The 18,556-nt window shown below is 64.0% G+C and carries 19 protein-coding genes; 18 read left to right on the top strand and 1 reads right to left on the bottom strand.

Going from position 1 to position 18,556, the window contains the following annotated elements:
* Positions 1 to 31: 31 nt before the first annotated feature.
* The 15 genes from GDJ97_RS00560 (at position 32) to GDJ97_RS00490 (ending at position 13,906) form a co-directional block, all read left to right on the top strand.
* On the top strand, positions 32 to 1,147 hold the full coding sequence (locus GDJ97_RS00560) for a HemK/PrmC family methyltransferase (RefSeq protein WP_152069297.1): 1,116 nt from the start codon (positions 32 to 34) through the stop codon (positions 1,145 to 1,147).
* A 170-nt stretch (positions 1,148 to 1,317) separates the two neighbouring features.
* Complete coding sequence (locus GDJ97_RS00555; RefSeq protein WP_152069296.1) at positions 1,318 to 2,064, top strand: L-threonylcarbamoyladenylate synthase; 747 nt, start codon at positions 1,318 to 1,320, stop codon at positions 2,062 to 2,064.
* 8 nt (positions 2,065 to 2,072) lie between these two features.
* Positions 2,073 to 3,614 (top strand): glycerol kinase GlpK, encoded by a 1,542-nt coding sequence (gene glpK / locus GDJ97_RS00550; protein WP_152069295.1) that lies wholly within the window; start codon positions 2,073 to 2,075, stop codon positions 3,612 to 3,614.
* A gap of 135 nt (positions 3,615 to 3,749) precedes the next feature.
* Positions 3,750 to 4,238, top strand: a complete 489-nt coding sequence (gene rpiB / locus GDJ97_RS00545) for a ribose 5-phosphate isomerase B (RefSeq protein ID WP_152069294.1) — start codon at positions 3,750 to 3,752, stop codon at positions 4,236 to 4,238.
* 196 nt (positions 4,239 to 4,434) lie between these two features.
* Positions 4,435 to 4,737 (top strand): hypothetical protein, encoded by a 303-nt coding sequence (locus tag GDJ97_RS00540; protein WP_152069293.1) that lies wholly within the window; start codon positions 4,435 to 4,437, stop codon positions 4,735 to 4,737.
* A 21-nt stretch (positions 4,738 to 4,758) separates the two neighbouring features.
* Positions 4,759 to 5,556: a F0F1 ATP synthase subunit A gene (gene atpB / locus GDJ97_RS00535; protein ID WP_152069292.1), complete on the top strand. Its 798-nt coding sequence runs from the start codon at positions 4,759 to 4,761 to the stop codon at positions 5,554 to 5,556.
* Positions 5,557 to 5,647: 91 nt separating this feature from the next.
* Entirely contained in the window at positions 5,648 to 5,842 is a 195-nt protein-coding gene (locus tag GDJ97_RS00530) for an ATP synthase F0 subunit C (protein WP_152069334.1), read from the top strand.
* A gap of 34 nt (positions 5,843 to 5,876) precedes the next feature.
* A complete protein-coding gene (gene atpF / locus GDJ97_RS00525) occupies positions 5,877 to 6,476 on the top strand; it encodes a F0F1 ATP synthase subunit B (protein WP_152069291.1) in 600 nt (199 codons plus the stop codon).
* Positions 6,469 to 6,948 (top strand): FoF1 ATP synthase subunit delta, encoded by a 480-nt coding sequence (locus tag GDJ97_RS00520; RefSeq protein WP_152069290.1) that lies wholly within the window; start codon positions 6,469 to 6,471, stop codon positions 6,946 to 6,948. The genes atpF and GDJ97_RS00520 overlap by 8 nt, the downstream gene beginning before the upstream one ends.
* A 5-nt stretch (positions 6,949 to 6,953) precedes the next feature.
* Positions 6,954 to 8,564 carry a F0F1 ATP synthase subunit alpha gene (gene atpA / locus GDJ97_RS00515; protein WP_152069289.1) on the top strand — a complete coding sequence of 537 codons (1,611 nt, stop codon included), beginning with the start codon at positions 6,954 to 6,956 and terminating at the stop codon, positions 8,562 to 8,564.
* Positions 8,565 to 8,569: 5 nt separating this feature from the next.
* Complete coding sequence (gene atpG, locus GDJ97_RS00510; protein WP_152069288.1) at positions 8,570 to 9,475, top strand: ATP synthase F1 subunit gamma; 906 nt, start codon at positions 8,570 to 8,572, stop codon at positions 9,473 to 9,475.
* A complete protein-coding gene (atpD, locus tag GDJ97_RS00505) occupies positions 9,475 to 10,908 on the top strand; it encodes a F0F1 ATP synthase subunit beta (RefSeq protein ID WP_152069287.1) in 1,434 nt (477 codons plus the stop codon). The genes atpG and atpD overlap by 1 nt, the downstream gene beginning before the upstream one ends.
* A 3-nt stretch (positions 10,909 to 10,911) precedes the next feature.
* The gene (gene atpC / locus GDJ97_RS00500) at positions 10,912 to 11,322 is read left to right on the top strand and encodes an ATP synthase F1 subunit epsilon (protein ID WP_226808640.1); all 411 of its coding nucleotides are present in this window, start codon (positions 10,912 to 10,914) and stop codon (positions 11,320 to 11,322) included.
* A gap of 75 nt (positions 11,323 to 11,397) precedes the next feature.
* Positions 11,398 to 12,687, top strand: a complete 1,290-nt coding sequence (gene murA, locus GDJ97_RS00495; protein ID WP_152069286.1) for a UDP-N-acetylglucosamine 1-carboxyvinyltransferase — start codon at positions 11,398 to 11,400, stop codon at positions 12,685 to 12,687.
* 13 nt (positions 12,688 to 12,700) lie between these two features.
* On the top strand, positions 12,701 to 13,906 hold the full coding sequence (locus GDJ97_RS00490) for an LCP family protein (protein ID WP_152069285.1): 1,206 nt from the start codon (positions 12,701 to 12,703) through the stop codon (positions 13,904 to 13,906).
* Between the two features lie 103 nt (positions 13,907 to 14,009).
* Here GDJ97_RS00490 and pepT read toward each other — a convergent pair whose 3' ends face one another.
* The gene (gene pepT / locus GDJ97_RS00485) at positions 14,010 to 15,242 is read right to left on the bottom strand and encodes a peptidase T (RefSeq protein WP_152069284.1); all 1,233 of its coding nucleotides are present in this window, start codon (positions 15,240 to 15,242) and stop codon (positions 14,010 to 14,012) included.
* Between the two features lie 98 nt (positions 15,243 to 15,340).
* On the opposite strand from pepT, the gene GDJ97_RS00480 reads away from it, so the two are divergent.
* The 3 genes from GDJ97_RS00480 (at position 15,341) to GDJ97_RS00470 (ending at position 18,224) form a co-directional block, all read left to right on the top strand.
* Positions 15,341 to 15,766: a metal-dependent transcriptional regulator gene (locus GDJ97_RS00480; protein ID WP_152069283.1), complete on the top strand. Its 426-nt coding sequence runs from the start codon at positions 15,341 to 15,343 to the stop codon at positions 15,764 to 15,766.
* A gap of 8 nt (positions 15,767 to 15,774) precedes the next feature.
* Positions 15,775 to 16,704: a homocysteine S-methyltransferase family protein gene (locus GDJ97_RS00475; RefSeq protein WP_152069282.1), complete on the top strand. Its 930-nt coding sequence runs from the start codon at positions 15,775 to 15,777 to the stop codon at positions 16,702 to 16,704.
* 125 nt (positions 16,705 to 16,829) lie between these two features.
* Positions 16,830 to 18,224 (top strand): phosphoglucomutase/phosphomannomutase family protein, encoded by a 1,395-nt coding sequence (locus GDJ97_RS00470; protein WP_152069281.1) that lies wholly within the window; start codon positions 16,830 to 16,832, stop codon positions 18,222 to 18,224.
* Positions 18,225 to 18,556: the final 332 nt, after the last annotated feature.

The raw sequence follows: 18,556 nt of genomic DNA, 5'->3' as shown, positions 1-18,556 counted from the left end.
CCACCCGATGCAGGAGAGAGGGCGGAACGTTATGGGCGAGACGTGGACCATCAAGCGGTGCCTGGACTGGACGCGCGACTATCTCAAGGACAAGGGGCGCGATCGGGCGCGGCTTTCGGCCGAGTGGATGCTGTCCTCTGTAACGGGCATGTCGCGCGTGGAGCTGTACATGAACCACGACCGCCCGCTCTCGCAAGACGAGCTGGATATCATGCACGATTTCGTGGTGCGTCGCATGAAGGGCGAACCGCTTCAGTACATCACGGGCGATACGCAGTTCCGGACCCTCACCATTGCCTGCGCGCCGGGTGTGCTCATTCCGCGGCCTGAGACCGAGATGCTCGTGGAGGAGGCGCTGTCGTACCTGGATGCCGAGGTGCTCGGCGCGGAGGATGCGCGCCCCCGCGCGGAGCTTCCTTGGAACGCCCAGGTCGAGGAGGCCCGCCGCGAGGAGGAAGCGGCTCGGGAGGTCAGCGCCGAGCGCGCCGCCCAGGTGGCCGCGGCTCCCGTCGACTTCGGAGGCGGCGCGGGAATCGACGACGCCCAGGCTGCCGAGGTCTCGGCGGCATCAGCCCTCCCGGCGCCCGAAGCGGATTCGCAGCCGCCGCAGGAGGCTCCGCGCCAGGCGCGCGTGCTCGAGATCGGTTGCGGCACGGGCTGCATCTCGCTCTCGCTCGCGGCGGAACGACCCGGTCGGGCTACGTGCATCGCTACAGACGTTGAACCCCGGGCCGTGGCGCTTGCCATGCGCAACCGCGACAACCTCGGCATCGCCGCCGACGCCGCCGTGTTCCGCCAGGGCGATTTGGTTGACCCTATTCAAGATGAGGAGCGGGGCACCTTCGATCTGCTCATCTCGAATCCACCCTACATCCCCACGGCGGTGATGGCGCGCCTTCCCGAGGAGGTCTCCCGCTATGAGCCGCGCCTCGCCCTCGAGAGCGGTGTAGACGGGCTTGATTTGTTCCGCCGCATCGTGGATGCCGCGCCCGGCATGTTGCGACCGGGCGGCCTGCTCGCTTGCGAGCTCTACGAAGGGTCCTTGAACGCCGCGGCGAACCTGTGCCTCTCAGCGGGCTTTGCCGATGTGCGCGTGGTGAACGACCTCACCGGTCGCCCCCGCATCATCCTCGCCCGCCGTCCGTAAGAAGTCCGTTCTCCTCAAAACTGTCACGTTCTTGCCCCCCTTAACGGCAGCTGTCCTCCGCTGACGGGTTTGATCCGTTCCTCTCCGGTCGCGGACACACGTGCATGAGATAATACGCCGGATGGAACGAGTATGCCGTCCGGTGCGTGCGCGAGGGGAGGGAGACGCCCATGAGAACCATCTACCGTATCGACGGCAGCGCTGCCTCGCCGAGTCCGCTCGTCATCAAGCGCGCTGCTGACGAACTGCGCGCAGGCGCGCTCGCCCTCCTTCCCACCGAGACGGTCTACGGCGTGGGCGTCTCGGTGGCCGCCTTTGCTGGCGCCGATCCCGCCGCTGCGGCCATGCCCGCCCCCGTCACCGGCTATCGTCGCATCTTCTCCCTCAAGCATCGCGACCTCGCCCAGACCGTGGCTTGGCTTGTTGATGGACCCGCCGCCTTGGATGTCTTTGGTGTGGGGGTCGATGCGCGTACGCGCGAGCTCGCCCGCGCCTTCTGGCCCGGTGCCCTTACCCTGATTGTGAAGGCGTCCCCGGCGGTTCCCTCCTTCATGCAGGCGGCGGACGGCACGGTGGCACTGCGCGCGAGTGCGTGCCCCGCCATCCTGAACCTTATCGCGGCCTGCGGGTCCCCGCTTGCGGTTACGAGCGCCAACACGCATGGCGCCCCAGCCCCCGCCTCCTTTGCCGAGGTGGAGCCTCGCGTGCTCGCCGGTGTGGACGTTGCCATCGACGCGGGCCCCACCAGGTGCCGCGACGCTTCGACCATCGTCTCGCTTGCTTCGGGCGAGCCGCGCATCCTGCGTCAGGGGGCGCTTGCCGAAAAGGACATCCTCGAGGCGCTGGGTCTGCCGGCAGACGCCTGCAAACGCGCCGACGACACGATACCGCGGGCTTCTGGCCTGCGGAACGAATAGGGGGCACCATGGCGCTCACGTTCAAGGGTCTCGGACTTGTCGAGGACGATTATCCCGGCAAGACGCAATATGTCATGGCGCTCGATTCGGGCACCACGTCCGTGCGCGCGCTCATCGTGGACGAGTACGGCATCATCGTCGCCAGCGCGCGGCGTCACATCAAGAACATCTACCCGCACCCCGGTTGGGTTGAGCAGGACCCGATGGAAATCCTGGCGGCCCAAATCGCCGTCATGATGGAGGTCCAGTTCAAAAGCGGCATCCATTCCGACGCCATCGCCGCCATCGGCATCGCCAACCAGCGCGAGACCACGGTGGTGTGGGATCGCGACAGCGGTCAGCCCATCCATAACGCTATCGTGTGGCAGTGCCGCCGCACCGCGCCCATGGCAGACGAGCTCGTGCGCGCGGGGTTCGAGAACACGATTCGGGCGAAGACCGGCTTGAAGCCCGATGCGTACTTCTCGGGCACTAAGGTGAAGTGGGTCCTCGACAACGTGGACGGCGCCCGCGAGGCAGCGCGTGCCGGCAACCTCATCTTCGGAACCATCGACACCTGGCTCATCTTCAACCTGACGGGCGGGGTGGTCCATGCCACGGACTACACCAACGCCAGCCGCACCATGCTCTTCAACATCCACACGCTCGAGTGGGATCAAGAGTTGCTGGACATGCTCGACATTCCGGTCGCCATGCTTCCGGAGGTTCGCTGGAGCTCCGGCGACTTCGGCCGCGTCTCGCCCGAGATCATGACCCACAGTCCGCGCATCACCGGCGTGGCGGGCGACCAGCAGGCTTCGCTCTTCGGCCATTGTTGCTTTGAGCCAGGCGATACCAAGAACACGTACGGTACGGGCTGCTTCATGCTCATGAATACCGGGGGTACCGTGGTGGAGTCCGAGCACGGCCTGCTCGCCACCATCGGTATCGCCGAGGGCGGGCGCATCGACTACGCGCTCGAGGGCTCCATCTTCCACGCCGGGTCCGTGATCACCTGGTTGCGCGACAACCTGGGTATCATCGGCAGGGTGGATGAGACAGAGGAGATCGCAAACTCGATTCCCGACAACGGCGGGTGCTACCTGGTCCCCGGTTTCAGCGGCCTGGGCGCGCCTTGGTGGGACCCGGGTTCGCGGGGCCTGCTCTACGGCCTCACCGGGGCTTCCGGTCGGGCGTCCGTCGTGCGGGCGGCGTGCGAGTCCATGGCCTACCAGACCTACGACGTGCTGCGCGCTATGGAGGCGGACGCGGGGCGCAAGCTCACGAGCCTCTCGGTAGATGGCGGGAGCGCCAAGAACGGCTTCATCATGCAGTTCCAAGCCGATCTGCTCGACATCCCGGTGGTGCAGCCGGAGTCCGTGGAGACCACGGCGCTCGGCGCAGCGTACCTCGCGGGTCTTGCGGTGGGGTACTGGGAGGACCGCGAGGAGCTGCAGCAGAACCTGGGGCATGGCAGACGCTTCGAGCCGGCGGGGGACCCCATCGTCATGGCGCAGCTGCTCTCCGGTTGGCACGATGCGGTGGCGCGGAGCCGTACCGTCATCCAGTAGACACCGCGATCCACGGGACTTATCCCTTCGGGAAAAATGAGATGCCGATTCGTGGCCGAGCTTCCAGAGATGGGGCCGGGGCGGCATGCTACAGTAGGATTCGTGCCGTGCGTATCGCAACGAAAGGACTTACTCATGCGTATCGCCATTGGATCAGACCACGCGGGCTTTGAGCAGAAGCAGATGCTCAAGTCCTATATCGCCAACGAGCTCGGCCACGAGGTCATCGACCTCGGTCCCGATTCCGATGCCCGCTGCGATTACCCCGACTACGGCGAGAAGGTCGCCCGCTGCGTGGCCGCCGGCGACGCCGACCGTGGCGTGTGCGTGTGCGGCACGGGCATCGGCATCGCCATCGCCGCCGACAAGGTTGCCGGCGTGCGCGCCAGCTCCATCACCACGCCTGAGTTCGCCGACCTCTTCCGTCGCCACAACGACGGCAACGTGATCGGCCTGTCCGGTCGCTTTGTGGACCCGGAAGTCAACCGCGAGATCGTCCGCGTGTTCCTGACCTCGGAGTTCGAGGGCGGCCGCCATGCCCAGCGCGTCGCCAAGATCATGAAGCTCGACACCACGGGCAAGGTCAAACCGGTGGCGCGTCCGGCGGTTCACCCGGCGGTCTAGCGCCGAACGGAGCACTCGTAACTCTACAAATGTAGAGAAAGTTTGAATGGCGCTTCCCGTGGGCGGTGGGATATTCGGCGAAACCGCATTGATGTGTTGCGCATCGATGCCAATCGGCAAATGACGGTTGCGCGGAACCGAAAATGGCTAGAATGTCCTGTACGCGCGGGGAGCGAGCAATGAGTGGGGAAAGCTCGTGCAGAACTTGGTGTTCGATGTAGAGATGCACCTACCGTTTCTCGTGGGCGGTTTGGCAACGGGGGTCGTGAGCTTTGCGGTCCTGCTGCTGGTCCTGCTGCCCGTAGTGCGCCATCGCTGCGATGCCAGCATGACCAAGGGGTTCCTTGGCGTGACGGTATCGTTCGTGGTACTCGTGGGAGGAGTCCTGCTCGTCCACCTGCTTGCGTCTGCCGCGCTGCTGGCGTATCTGGTGGGGGAGCTCGTGGCCTTCCTCGTGTGTTGGGTCGTTCTGGCGTGCGCGATGATCGCGCGCACGTAGGTTTGTAGGAAAGGCGGAAGAGTGGAAGCGTTCGACAAGCTCCCGTCCGAGATCAACCACCTGGTATCGGAGTTCGTCTCCATCCCGGTCATCGGCAACCTCATGTCGGGCATCACCCAGTACACGTTCTGGATGATCATCTCGTCCATCGTGCTTCTGGTGCTGGTATTCGCCTATGTTCGCCGTCTCTCGCTCGTGCCCCACGGCATCTTCATGAACGCCATGGAGTGGTGCGTGCAGTTCGTCTCCAAGGACATGGGCAAGCAGATTCTCGGCCCTACCTGGAAGAAGCACTTCCCGTTCCTGGCCACGTTGTTCTTCTTCATCCTCGTGAACAACGTAGTGGGCATCATCCCCGGTATGAAGCCCGGTTCCGGCACCATCTCCACTACGGCGGCGCTGGCGCTCGTCACCTTTATCTACTTCATCGGCGTGGGCATGAAGAACCACGGGGCTGTGGGGTACGCCAAGAGCCTGGCGCCCAAAGGCGTGGCCTTCCCGCTCAACGTGCTCATCTGGGTGATTGAGGTCATCTCCACCCTGCTGCGCCCCATCACGCTGGCCGTTCGTCTGTTCTGCAACATGTTCGCCGGCCATATCGTCATGGGTTCGTTCGCCCTCATGGTGACGCTCTTTGCCGAGCCGCTGCTACAGCACGTGACGGCTTCGAGCGCGCTGGGCGCGCTGCCCGCGGTGGCGTTCGCCGCCATCCTGTTGGTGATCTACGCCATCGAGATGTTCGTCGCCTGCATCCAGGCCTATGTGTTCACGGTGCTCGCCGCCGTGTACATCCAGGGCGCGGAGGCCGAGGGACACTAGTTTTGGTACCAGGCGCGCACCACACGCGCTTGATATACGTCGTGCATCCGAGTGCGCCCATGAAGGAAGGCGCATGAGCGAAGGAGGAAACGTGGGAGTTATCGGTTACGGCCTCGGTGTCATTGGCGCTGGTCTTGCCATCGGTCTTGCTGCTTTCGGCGTTGCGAACGCCATGGCTCGCCAGCCTGAGGTGCAAGATCGCGTGTTCACCGTCTTCATCATGGGCTCCGCTTTTGCTGAGGCCCTGGCCCTGATCGGCTTCGTTGTCGCTCTCGTCGTCAAGTAGCACGGTCACCACCCCTATCTTTGAGGGAGACGTAATGAAACGCGTTCACATTGGCTTCTTGGCAACCGCCGCAGGGACCGTTCTGGCCCCGGTTGCGGCATTTGCCGACGAAACAGAATCTGCGGCCGGTGCGGACATCCTGATCCCCAAGCCTGCGGAGTTCATCCCCGCACTGGTGATCTTCTTGATCATCCTTTTCCTGCTCAGCAAGTTTGCTTGGCCCAAGGTTCTCGAGATGCTCGAGAAGCGCGAGAAGACCATCCAGCAGAGCATCGACGAGGCCGAGGAGATCAAGACGCGCGCCGTGGAGACGCGCACCGAGGCCGACGCCGTGGTGTCCGACGCTCGCCGCAAGGCATCCGAGATCGTGCTCAACGCTCGCGCCGACGCCGAGAAGGAGCGTTCGCGCATCGTTGCCGACGCGCACGCCGAGGCGGAGGACATCATCGCCAAGGCACGCGATCGCGCGGCCGACGAGCAGCGCCGCATCTACGCTAACGCCACGGACTCTATCGCTAAGGTGTCCGTTGCCGTGGCCGGTAAGATCGTGGGCGAGCGCCTGGCCGACGATGACGAGAAGCAGCGCGAGCTCATCAAGAAGTACATTGCGGAAGTGGGTAGCCTGAATGGCTAGGGACGAGGCCAGCCGCGTCGAGAGTCGCAAGCTGGAAACGTACGCGCGCACGCTTCTCGAGGCTGCGCGTTCGGAGGATCGCATCTACGAGAACCTCGTGCCCCTGAAGGCCGACGCCGATGCGAGCCCCGAGGTCCTCTCGGTTCTCTCGGCTATGGCCGGCAACGGAGACCTGGATAAGCTTCCCGAGGTGCTCGACCTGTACCGCGACATGATCGACGGCGAGAAGGAGATCGTGGGCGTCCACGTGACCACCGCGATTCCGCTCGACGACGAGCTGCGCGAGCTTATCAAGAGCAAGTGCGAGGCCGACCTGGAGGAAGACGTGTTCCTGATCGAGCACGTTGATCCCTCCATCATCGGCGGCATCATCCTATCCGCCCGTGGTCAGCGCCGCGACGCCTCCGTGCGCATGCAGTTGGAGAGCGCCAAGAAGGTCATGACCCAGACTATGAAGAAGACGGAGGTATAGCGCATATGGCAGAGGCTATCAACGCCGCCAATATCGACGAGATCCTCCAGCAGCGCCTGCTTGAGCTTTCCGCCACCGTGGACACCCAGGAGGTTTCCACCGTGGCCGAGGTGGGCGACGGCATCGCGCACGTCATCGGCCTGAAGAGCGCCATGGCGGGCGAGCTGCTGGAGTTCACGAGCTCCGTGACCGGCAAGACCGTGTACGGCCTGGCCCAGAACCTCGACCGCGAGGAGGTCGGCGCCGTGCTGTTCGGCGACGTCGACTCCATCAAGGAGGGCGACTCCGTGCGCACCACGGGCCGCGTCATGGACATCCCCGTGGGCCGTGGCATGCTCGGCCGCGTGGTGAACCCGCTCGGCGAGCCCATCGACGGCAAGGGCCCTATCGGGGCCACGCATCGCCGTCCCATCGAGTTCAAGGCCCCGGGCGTCATCGACCGTACCCCGGTGTGCGAGCCGGTTCAGACGGGTCTTCTGGCCATCGACGCCATGATTCCCGTGGGCCGCGGCCAGCGCGAGCTCATCATCGGCGACCGCAAGACGGGTAAGACCGCCATCGCCATCGACGCCATCATCAACCAGCGCGGCAAAGGCATGATCTGCATCTACGTCGCCATCGGCCAGAAGGCGTCCACCGTGGCCGCCATTCGCGAGACGCTTGCGGAGCACGGCGCGCTCGACTACACCGTGATCGTGTCCGCCTCGGCCTCGACCTCGGCGCCGCTGCAATACATCGCGCCCATGGCGGGCGCCGCGATCGGCGAGTTCTTTATGTACAACGGCGAGGACGGCAAGCCCGCCAGCGCCAGCAACCCCGGCGGCCACGTGCTCGCGGTGTACGACGACCTGTCCAAGCAGGCCGTTGCGTATCGTCAGATGTCGCTGACGCTGCGTCGCCCGCCTGGACGCGAGGCCTACCCCGGCGACATCTTCTACCTGCACTCCCGTCTGTTGGAGCGCGCCTGCAAGCTGTCCGAGAAGAACGGCGGTGGCTCGCTCACGGCGCTTCCCATCATCGAGACGCAGGACGGTGACGTTTCCGCCTACATCCCGACCAACGTGATCTCCATCACGGACGGCCAGATCTACTTGCAGAGTGAGCTCTTCTTCCAGGGTCAGCGCCCGGCCGTCGACGTGGGCATCTCGGTGTCCCGCGTGGGCGGTGCCGCGCAGACCAAGGCCATGAAGCAGCAGGCCGGCAACCTCCGTCTGGACCTTGCATCCTACCGCGAGCTCGCGGGCTTCACGCAGTTCGGCTCTGACTTGGATGCCGCCACGCAGAAGCAGCTCACGCACGGTTCTCGTATGACCGAGCTGCTGAAGCAGCCGCGCTTCAAGCCGATGTCCGTGGCCGACCAGGTGCTCGTGCTCTTTGCGGGCAACAAGGGCTATCTGGACGATCTGGAGCTCGCGGACGTGGTGCCGTTCCGCAACGGCCTCATGGACTACATGAACGGTGCGTACGGCAAGCTGCTCGCTCAGATCGGCGATTCCAAGCTGAGCGACGAGCTCGCCGCACAGCTCGAGACGGCCATCAAGGACTTCAAGGCGGAGTTCGTCGCCTCGCATGGCAGCGGAGCCGCCTCCGTCGCTTCGGGTGCAGAGGAGAACTAGGGCACATGTCCAACCTCCGTGACATAAAGAAGCGCATCTCCTCGGTGTCCACCACCGAGCAGATCACGCGCACCATGGAGATGGTCTCCACGGCCAAGATCGCCCGCGCGCTCAGTCGCGAGAAGGCATCGGAGCCGTACCGCCGCGCCATCACGGACGTCATGCTCACGGTAGCGGGCGACGCCTCTTCGGAGTCGCCCCTCCTGGACAATCCCGAGACGTACGAAGAGGCGCTCATCGTGGCGATCAGCTCCGATCGCGGCTTGGCCGGCGGTTTCAACGTGCAAGTTGAGCGTGCCATCGAGGCGCGTATCGAGCACTTTCGCCGTCATGGTGCCAAGAAGATCGAGCTCATCACGTGCGGTCGCAAGGTGACCGAGTACTTTCGCGATTATCCCGACGTGGTCATGACGGTCGTGGGCGAGTCCGACGCGCCCACCTTGCGTCGCGCCGAGTCCATCTCGAGCTACATCTGCGATGGATTCGCCGGGGACCGCTTCGGTCGTGTGGACATCATCTACTTCCATGCCCGGAATCGCGTGGACCAGGTACTGCGTCAGGAGCGCATCCTGCCGCTGGATCCCGAGGTGCTCGAGGCGCCTCGCGGCCCGCGCTCCGACGAGACGGGCGCGCCCAAGCGCCTGAGCTCGCCGTTCCGGTACTCGCCCTCGGCGAGCCACGTGCTGAACAAGCTCATCCCCAGCTACGTGCTCACCGTGGTGCACCAGGCGCTCATCGACTCGGCGGCAGCCGAGCAAGGTGCGCGCCGCAAGGCCATGCACTCCGCAACGGAGAACGCGAGCGCCATCATCTCCGACCTCAAGCGCACATACAATCGTGTGCGACAGGCTTCCATCACCACCGAGCTCAACGAGATCGTGGGCGGAGCCGCAGCATTGGAGGATTACTAATGGCAGAGACCATCTCCATCGAGAAGACGGAGACCGCCGGCGTCGGGCGCATCGTGCGCATCATCGGCCCGGTGGTGGACGTCAAGTTCAAGCGGGGCGTTCCCAACATCTACAACGCCCTGACGGTGGACACCGATACTCCCGTCGGTCACATCAAGACCGTGCTGGAGGTTGAGAGCCAGCTTCCGGGCGATGTCGTTCGTTGCGTGGCCATGAGCTCCACGGACGGCCTGCAGCGCGGCGTCGAGGTCGTGGACACGGGCGCTCCGATGAAGATGCCCGTGGGCAAGAACACCCTTGGCCGCATCTGGAACGTCATGGGCCAGGCCGTCGATGGCAAGGACATGCCCGAGGTGGAGGATTGGTATCCCATCCACCATCCCGCGCCCGCCTTTGACGAGCTGACCACCAAGACCGAGATCTTCGAGACGGGCATCAAGGCCGTTGACCTGCTCGAGCCCTACATCCGCGGCGGCAAGACCGGACTCTTCGGTGGCGCCGGCGTGGGCAAGACGGTTCTCATCCAGGAGCTCATCAACAACCTCGCCCAGGAGCACGGCGGCACCTCGGTGTTTACCGGCGTGGGCGAGCGTACCCGTGAGGGCACCGACCTGTTCCTCGAGATGAGCGAATCCGGTGTCATCAACAAGACCTGTCTGGTCTACGGACAGATGAACGAGCCGCCGGGAGCGCGTCTGCGCGTCGGCCTGGCCGGTCTGACCGAGGCTGAGTACTTCCGCGACTGCGGTCAGGACGTGCTGCTCTTCATCGACAACATCTTCCGCTTCTCCCAGGCGGGTTCCGAGGTCTCGGCCCTGCTCGGCCGTATGCCTTCCGCAGTGGGTTACCAGCCCACGCTGGCCACCGAGATGGGCGACCTGCAGGAGCGCATCACCTCTACCAAGACGGGTTCCATCACCTCCGTCCAGGCTGTCTACGTGCCTGCCGACGACCTGACCGACCCGGCACCGGCTACGACCTTCACCCACCTGGACGCCACCACGGTGCTTTCCCGCTCCATCGCCGAGCTGGGCCTGTACCCGGCTATCGACCCGCTTGCCTCCAGCTCCGACGCGCTGGATCCCAGCGTGGTGGGCGAGGAGCACTACCGCGTGGCCGTCAAGGTGCAGGAGATGCTCCAGGAGTACTCCGACCTGCAGGACATCATCGCCATTCTGGGTATGGACGAGCTGACCGAGGAGCAGCGCCTGACGGTGAACCGCGCACGCAAGCTCCAGCAGTTCCTTTCCCAGAGCTTCCACGTGGCCGAGCAGTTCACCGGCAACCCGGGCGTCTACATTCGCGTGGGCGATACGGTGCGCTCGTTCGCCGCGATCATCGACGGCGAGTGCGATGACCTGCCCGAGCAGGCGTTCCGCTACGCCGGCACCATCGATGACGTGCGCCGCCGCGCCGAGCAGATGGCGGAGTAGGTCATGGCCATGCATCTGCGCATCGTTTGTCCCGAGAGCGAGCCGTACAACGGGGACGTCGCGTTCGTCACGGTACCGTCCACCGACGGTAGCTTTGGCGTGGCGCCGCGTCATGCCAGCGAGATCTGCACGATCGAGAGCGGCATCGTGTCCATCTGCGAGGAGCGCATGGGCCAGACCACGCGCTCATTCGCTGTGGGTACCGGCTACGTGCAGGTGTCAGACGACAAGGTCATCATCCTTACCGATCGCGCCGAGGACATCTCCGAGCTGAAGGCTTCCGCCGTGGAGGCCCGCCTGAAGGGATTTGAAGAGAAGCTGGGTTATTTGTCGGAAGACGATGCACGCCGCTCGTATCTCTATAATGAGATTTCATGGTGTAAGCTTCTGCTCCAAGAGGTAAAGGCCGCGTAAAGCGTTCTATCCAAGATCGAGCAACCTGCCCGGAAGCCTCACCGCTTCCGGGCTTTTTTCTGAAAGGTCATACGCTTGGACATCATCCGCGTCGAGGGCGGGCACCCACTGGAGGGAACGGTTCGCGTTTCCGGTGCCAAGAACTCTGCCCTGAAGCTCATGGCTGCAACCCTGCTCGCCCCGGGCACCACCACGCTCACCAACGTGCCGGATATCTCGGACGTGCATGTCATGGGCAAGGTCCTGAAGCGCATGGGGGCACGTATCGAGGTGGTGGACAAGCACACGCTCGCCATCGATACCTCAGGCGTAGACTCCTGGGAGGCCCCGTACGAGCTGGTGGCCAAGATGCGCGCCTCTACAGCGGTGATGGGTCCGCTGCTCGGCCGTTTCGGCAAGGCTAAGATCGCCATGCCGGGCGGGTGCAACCTCGGTGCCCGTAAGATTGACATGCATATCCTGGGTCTCGAGGCTCTGGGCGTGGAGTTCGACACGAGCCACGGCTACATCCATGCTGACGCCTCCAAGGGGCTCACCGGCACCAACGTCACGCTCGAGTTCGCCTCGGTGGGTGCAACGGAGAACCTCATCATGGCCGCCGTGCGCGCCGCGGGTACCACAGTGATCGATAACGCCGCACGCGAGCCCGAGATCGTCGACCTTGCCTGCATGCTCAACGAGATGGGCGCGCAGATCCAGGGAGCTGGCACGCCGGTCGTCACCGTGGAGGGCGTGAACGAGCTCCATCCGGTCACGCACCGCGTGGTGGGCGACCGCATCGAGGCCGGAACCTTCCTCGTGGCAGGTGCGCTCGTGGCGGGACCCGCCGGCGTGACGGTGACAGGTTTCAGCCCGCAGCACCTGGGCATGGTTATCCGCAAGATGGAAGCCATGGGCGTGCGCATTGAGACTCTGCCGGATGGGAGCGGGCTCACCGCGCACCGTGCGGAGCATATCGCGCCCGTGGACATCCAGACGCTGCCGTTCCCCGGCTTCCCCACCGATATGCAGGCCCAGGCCATGACGCTGTCCGCGCTCGCCGAGGGCAACTCGATCATCACCGAGAACATCTTCGAGAACCGCTTCATGTTTGCCTCCGAGCTGGTGCGCATGGGCGCTGACATCCATATCGAGGGTCACCACGCGATGATTCACGGTGTTCGCGGCTACTCGGGAGCGCCGGTTACCTCGCCGGACCTTCGCGGCGGCGCGGCACTCGTGCTGGCCGGACTGATTGCCGAGGGGACCACGGACGTCTCCGCCATTCATCATATCGATCGCGGCTATGAGAACTTCGTTGAGAAGCTCGTCGGCCTGGACGCGTGCGTGGAGCGTACAACGGTGCCCGATCCCGACCTCGACTAACCTGGAGATTTGTATGGGAAAGAAGCGGATTCAGCAGATGAGCAGACCCACGACGAGCGCGGGGAGCCGCATTTACAGCCGTGAGAACGTTGACCGCTATTCGGAGCGCGCGCGCCAGCGTCGTCGCGGACGGCATGTTCGTCGCATCGTGATCTGCACGCTGATCGGCGTGTTGCTGGCCGGAACCGCCGCCGCGGGACTCTATCTCAACCACCTTTCTGCCAAGCTCCGGGGTTCTTCCATCACCTCCGACCTCATGAACTCGCTGAAGATTATGGATAGCGATGTGACCAAGGAGCCGTTCTACATGCTGCTCCTGGGCACCGATGGCCGTCCCGGCGAGGATACCTTCCGCTCCGATACGATCGTCGTGGCTCGTATCGACCCAACTCATAAGCAGGTGACGCTACTCTCCATCCCGCGCGATACCAAGATCGAGCTCAACGGTGAGACCATGAAGATCAACGCCGCGCACGCCTACGGCGGCGCCGATGACGTGGTCAAGGCCGTGAACGAACTGCTCTGGCCTGGCCAGGAGGGCAAGATTTCCCAGTATGCCGAAGTGAGCTTCGAAGGCCTGGTGCAGGTGGTCGACGCGATCGGCGGCGTTGAGGTCAACGTGCCCGATAAGGTCGATGACCCCAAGGCTGGCGACATGGTGATCGAGCCGGGTCTGCAGACGCTCGACGGCGCCAGTGCGCTCGCCTTCTGTCGCTCGCGCGCCTACTCTGATGGTGACTACACCCGCATGCGGCACCAGCGCATCTTCATCGCCGCCCTCGCCAAGCAGGTGCTCAACAATACCAACGCGACCACGATCGTCCCGCTGATCGAGTCGCTGTCAGATATGGTGCAGACCTCGATGTCGCTCACCGATATCGCGGCGCTCGCCAACGCGATGCGCGGTATGGACACCGATAAGATATGGAGCGCCAACCTGCCGAGCTGGGCCGGTGACGACACCTACATCAACGGCGTGAGCTACGTCTTCTGCAACGAGGAGGCCACGGCCGAGATGATGGACCGCATCGACAAGGGTCTCGACCCGCAGGGTAGCCAGACCATGTCCACGGGCGGCCTCTCCGAGTCCTCCACGATCGGCGACCTCACCAACAATACCGCGTCCGACTACGTTAACGGCACGGCCACAGCGAGCGGTGGAAGCGACGAGTCGAGCTCGGATAGCTCCAGCGGTTCCGCGTCGAGCTCGAGCAACTAGTCCGTTCGGTACAAGCTCGCAAACAGGAAGCCGCCCCGTGCTTGTTCGCGCGGGGCGGCTTCGTCGTTGCCGGGACGGGCGATCGCTGCGGGCTGCGTAAACGCTACGCGGCGAAGCGGCGCACGAGTTCCTGGAGCACATCGACCATCTTCTCGAGCGAGGAGACGGGGATGAACTCATTCACGCCGTGCATGCAGTAGCCGCCGGTGGAAAGGTTGGGGCAAGGGAGTCCGCGGAAGGAGAGTTGGGCCCCGTCGGTGCCTCCGCGGATGGGCAGTACGCGCGGCTCCACGCCGCAGGCCGAGAACGCTTCCTTGGCCACGTCGATCAGCTCAGGGTAATCGCGGACGATCTCGGCCATGTTGCGGTATTGGCGCTTGACCTCCACCTGCACACGCTCGCAATCGAGCTCGTCGTTCATAAAGGCTGCGGCACGATCGAGCTGCGCGAGCTTCTCCTCAAAGGCCTGGGCGTCGTGATCGCGCACGATGTAGCGCGCCGTGGCGTGCGCGACGGTGCCCGAGATGCCCTCCAAATGGAAGAATCCCTCGTAGCCCTCGGTGTACTCGGGCTTCTCGCAGGCCGGGAGCAGGGCATGGAAGCGGTGGAAGAGCTCGCAGGCGTTCACCATACGGCCCTTGGCATCACCGGGATGGATGGAGCGGCCGGTAAAGCGCACGGTGGCCTCGGCGGCGTTGAAGCATTCCCATTCGAGCTCGCCGATGGGACCGCCGTCCACGGTGTACGCGTAGGTGCAGCCAAAAGCATCTACGTCCAGGAGCTCGGCGCCATGGCCGATCTCTTCATCGGGGCAGAAGCAGATGCCGAGCGCGGGATGCGGCAGGGAGGGGTCCGCTGCGATGCGCGCCAAGAGCGCCATGATCTCTGCTATCCCCGACTTGTCGTCAGCGCCCAGCAGCGTGGTTCCGTCTGAGCAGACAAGGTCCTCGCCCACAAGGTCGTTGAGCGCGGGCAGCTGCTCGGGTGCCATGGCGACGGGCTGGCCATCAACCTCGCCGCACACGAGGGGGCCTCCCTCATAGCGGACGATGTGCGGCGCAACGTCCGCGCCAGGCGCGGCCTCGCTCGTGTCCATATGGGCGATGAGCCCCAGGTGCGGCAACTGCTCCGCACCCGCGCTCGCGGGAATCTGGGCAGTTACGTAGCAATGCTCGGAAACCGACACGTCGCGGGCACCGAGTTCCTCGAGCTCACGCGCCAACAGGTTCGCGAGATCGAACTGGCCGGGGGTGGAAGGTACCTGGTCGCAGTGCTCGTCCGCCGAGGTTGTCTCGATCCTCACGTAGCGGTAGAACCGCTCGAGGACATCGTTCATGATGGCTCCCGTCTCTCTGAGTGGCAAACATGGACACTCTAACACGACGCAAGAGGTGGGGTAGAATCATCGAGAACGCGTGTGAAAGGGGAGTTCACATGGATACCACCAACACCTCGCGCGAGCTGCACCTAACGGTGGCCAACGAGGATTATCTGGAATGCATGGTGCGGATCGAGCGTGAAGACGGCGAGACTGCCGGTGTGCGCTCCGTCGACATCGCACAGCGTCTGAATGTGTCCAAGGCGTCCGTCAACAAGGCGGTCACGGCATTGAAGAATCAGGGGCTCGTGGACCAGTCCCACTACGGCAAGGTCATGCTCACCGAAAGGGGGCGCGAGCTTGGTGGGGCGGTGTGGTATCGCCATCGCCTGCTGCGCACCTTCCTGATGCAGGAGCTCGGGGTGGAGTTCGACCGCGCCGATTCCGAGGCCTGCATGATGGAGCACGCGCTTTCAGACGACACCATGGCTCGCTGGGTCGCCTATCTTGAAAAACAGGGCATCGTGGTCGGCGAGGAGTAGATAAGGCCATGGCTGCTGAGCGCGTTGCAACCGAGATGTACAACCGCGTGGGCGCGGAGGCGCTGTGCGAGCGCGTGAACGAGGTCAAAGCCAAGGGGCATCCGCTGCTCCTGCAGGGCCCCATGGGCACCATGCTCATGTCAGAACCGTTTGGCGAGGACGTGCCCGCGGCATCGTGGAACGTGTCGGAGCCTCAGCTCGTCGAGCGTATTCACGGGCTTTACCGTGCCGCTGGTGCCGACGTGCTCATCACCAACACCTTTCAGGCTTCAGCGCCGGCTCTGGAGCGCGACGCCGTTCGTCAGAGCGTCGCGGTCATCAATCGCGCGGCGGTCGATTGCGCCCGACGCGTGGGCGAAGGGCTCCTGGTCGGGTCGATCGGGCCGTGCGGTGTCGACTGGACGCTCGAGGACTCTCCCGAGTTCCGCCGCGCGCGGGAGGCTTATCGCGAGCAGGCGCGCCAGTTGCTGCAGGCCGGCGTGGACGGGCTGCTGCTCGAGACCTTCACGTCCATTCGGCAGACAATGCCTGCGCTTGCCGGTGTGCGTGACGCGAGCGACGGCATGCCCCTCTGGGTCAGCTTTGCCATAGACGAGAAGGGCAATCTGCTGGGCGACAACCTGAATATCGAGGCGGCGTGCATGCATGCGGCGAAGGCCGGGGCCTCTGCGGTGGGCGTCAACTGCTGTTCCCTGGCGGCTGCCACGGCATCGGTGCCGCGAATGGTACGCGCGGTCGATCTTCCGGTCATGGTGCGACCCAACGCGGGCAGTCCGCATCGCGACGACGAGGGGCGCTTGGCCTGGAACGAGGACCCGGGCGCGTTTTCCACAGCGTGTCGTGAGTGGATTGCAGCTGGTGCCGCCTTGGTGGGGACGTGTTGCGGCGCCACGCCGCTCACAACGTGCGCCCTGGAAGATGTTCTGGCGGCCGTGTAGGAGAAGGTCGCGCTCATCCCCATGCGAGCGCCGTTTGAGCATCCGCTTTTTATGGCGCTCGTTTGCCCATCGCCCTTCCGGGTACCAGTTTGAGTGGCGTATTCGCCTCACGAGACAGGAGCCCCATGGGCGCGATTATTCATTTTGGAACCGACGGCTGGCGTGCGCGCCTCGACGGTGACTTTACGGAGGAAAACGTTATCCGCGTTGCCGACGCGGCCGGTGCGATGTGGTCGGAATCCTATCCCTATGCAACGGTCTACATCGGCTACGATACGCGGCCCGATGCCGTCCGTTTTGCCCGGCTTGCGGCGCAGGTGATCAGTGCACACGGGTTGGTGGCCAAGCTTGCCGATCGCCCAACGCCTGCCCCGGCAGTTTCCTGGGCGGTGTCGCGCGATGACCGGGCGTGTGGCGCCCTCATCGTTACGGGCTCGCATCTTCCCCTGGACTACCTGGGCATCAAGTTGCGCGTGGCCGACGGCGGCGGCGGAACAACGGATTTCTACGAGGAGCTTGAAGACGCTGTAGAGCCCGATGCCACCATGGCACGCGGCCCGGTCCAGATGACCGACGTACTAGATGACTATCTACAAGATATGCAGGGCTTGGTAGATGCTGAGGCCATTCGCGATGCGCGGCTCTCGGTGGTATGCGACCCCATGTACGGCTCTGCGCGGGGAACCTTGGCTACGGTATTGCGCCGCCTGGGCGTTGAGGTACATGAGATACATGAAGCGGAGGATCCCGACTGGCTGGAGTTCCGGCCAGAACCCGTAGAGCCCTGGGTCGACGAGTGCGAGCACGAGGTGGTCGAGCGTGGAGCCTGGGCGGGAATCGTCGTGGATGGCGATGCGGATCGACTGGGCGCCGTCGACGAACGTGGTAGATATGTGAGCCCGCACAAGATCTTGGCACTTGTGCTGGGGCACTTGGTACGCGATCGCGGAGCCGAGGGACGCGTGGTGCTGAATATTTCCTCCTCAACCCTTGCCCGCCGTGTGGCGCGAGCGCTCGGATGCCGGATCACCATCAAGCCGAACGGTTTTAAACATATATATGAAGAGATGCTCAAAGGGGACGTGCTCCTGGGAGGAGAGGGCGCTGGGGGCATAGGAATCCCCGCGCATATCCTGGAGCGGGATGCGATGTTTTGCGGCCTCCTGCTCGTGGAGCTCATGGCGGTGACCGGCAGAAAGCTCGGCGAGCTGGTCGATGACCTGGAAGGGCAGTTCGGACCGCTGTGCTATGGGCAGCGTGACCTTCGACTTGAGCCGGAGGTTATCGAATCCCTGCGCAATGTCCTTCCCGGTCTGAACCCGCCGGAGGTTGCAGGGAGGGAGCCAAAGACGGTCAGCCATATGGATGGTCTACGCTTGGAGTTCGAGGACGAGTCCTGGCTGCTTTTGCGCCCCGGTGGCACGGAGCCGGTGGTGCGTGTCTATGCCGAAGCGGCGACGGTGGAGCGTCGGGATGAGCTCCTTGATGCCGGCTGCGATATCGCCCGAGGAGAAATATAAAAATCTTTTCGCGGCAGAAGGGGTCGGTGAACGGCATCAATATGGCGGCAGGCGTTATGAAAACACTATATATAGTGAAATAGCTTTGGAAAATCATCCGAGTTGTGAAGGGAGTGTGAAGCTACGGAATGAGGGTTCCGACAAGGGTGAACTCTGGCATTATATCCCCTTGCCGAAGGGCACCGCGCAAACAGCCGGAACCCAGCGGCGGGAACCTTCAGAACCGGATACTGCGAGGCGAAGGGCGGGAACGCCCTCGCCGAGGAACGGAGATTGAAGATACCATTCAAGAGGTATCAGCAGTGATGTGACCAAGAGTCGAGTTTTGAGTG

This window comes from Collinsella sp. AK_207A (assembly GCF_902501965.1).
Lineage (GTDB): Bacteria > Actinomycetota > Coriobacteriia > Coriobacteriales > Coriobacteriaceae > Collinsella.
The sequence above is the reverse complement of the archived record's forward strand: the minus strand, read 5'-3'. Positions and strand labels throughout refer to the sequence as shown.

Coding starts and splice junctions, on each gene's coding strand:
- GDJ97_RS00560 (WP_152069297.1), top strand. CDS start 32: ATGGGCGAGACGTGGACCATCAAGCGGTGCCTGGACTGGACGCGCGAC.
- GDJ97_RS00555 (WP_152069296.1), top strand. CDS start 1,318: ATGAGAACCATCTACCGTATCGACGGCAGCGCTGCCTCGCCGAGTCCG.
- glpK (WP_152069295.1), top strand. CDS start 2,073: ATGGCGCTCACGTTCAAGGGTCTCGGACTTGTCGAGGACGATTATCCC.
- rpiB (WP_152069294.1), top strand. CDS start 3,750: ATGCGTATCGCCATTGGATCAGACCACGCGGGCTTTGAGCAGAAGCAG.
- atpF (WP_152069291.1), top strand. CDS start 5,877: ATGAAACGCGTTCACATTGGCTTCTTGGCAACCGCCGCAGGGACCGTT.
- GDJ97_RS00520 (WP_152069290.1), top strand. CDS start 6,469: ATGGCTAGGGACGAGGCCAGCCGCGTCGAGAGTCGCAAGCTGGAAACG.
- atpA (WP_152069289.1), top strand. CDS start 6,954: ATGGCAGAGGCTATCAACGCCGCCAATATCGACGAGATCCTCCAGCAG.
- atpG (WP_152069288.1), top strand. CDS start 8,570: ATGTCCAACCTCCGTGACATAAAGAAGCGCATCTCCTCGGTGTCCACC.
- atpD (WP_152069287.1), top strand. CDS start 9,475: ATGGCAGAGACCATCTCCATCGAGAAGACGGAGACCGCCGGCGTCGGG.
- atpC (WP_226808640.1), top strand. CDS start 10,912: ATGGCCATGCATCTGCGCATCGTTTGTCCCGAGAGCGAGCCGTACAAC.
- GDJ97_RS00490 (WP_152069285.1), top strand. CDS start 12,701: ATGGGAAAGAAGCGGATTCAGCAGATGAGCAGACCCACGACGAGCGCG.
- pepT (WP_152069284.1), bottom strand. CDS start 15,242: ATGAACGATGTCCTCGAGCGGTTCTACCGCTACGTGAGGATCGAGACA.
- GDJ97_RS00480 (WP_152069283.1), top strand. CDS start 15,341: ATGGATACCACCAACACCTCGCGCGAGCTGCACCTAACGGTGGCCAAC.
- GDJ97_RS00475 (WP_152069282.1), top strand. CDS start 15,775: ATGGCTGCTGAGCGCGTTGCAACCGAGATGTACAACCGCGTGGGCGCG.
- GDJ97_RS00470 (WP_152069281.1), top strand. CDS start 16,830: ATGGGCGCGATTATTCATTTTGGAACCGACGGCTGGCGTGCGCGCCTC.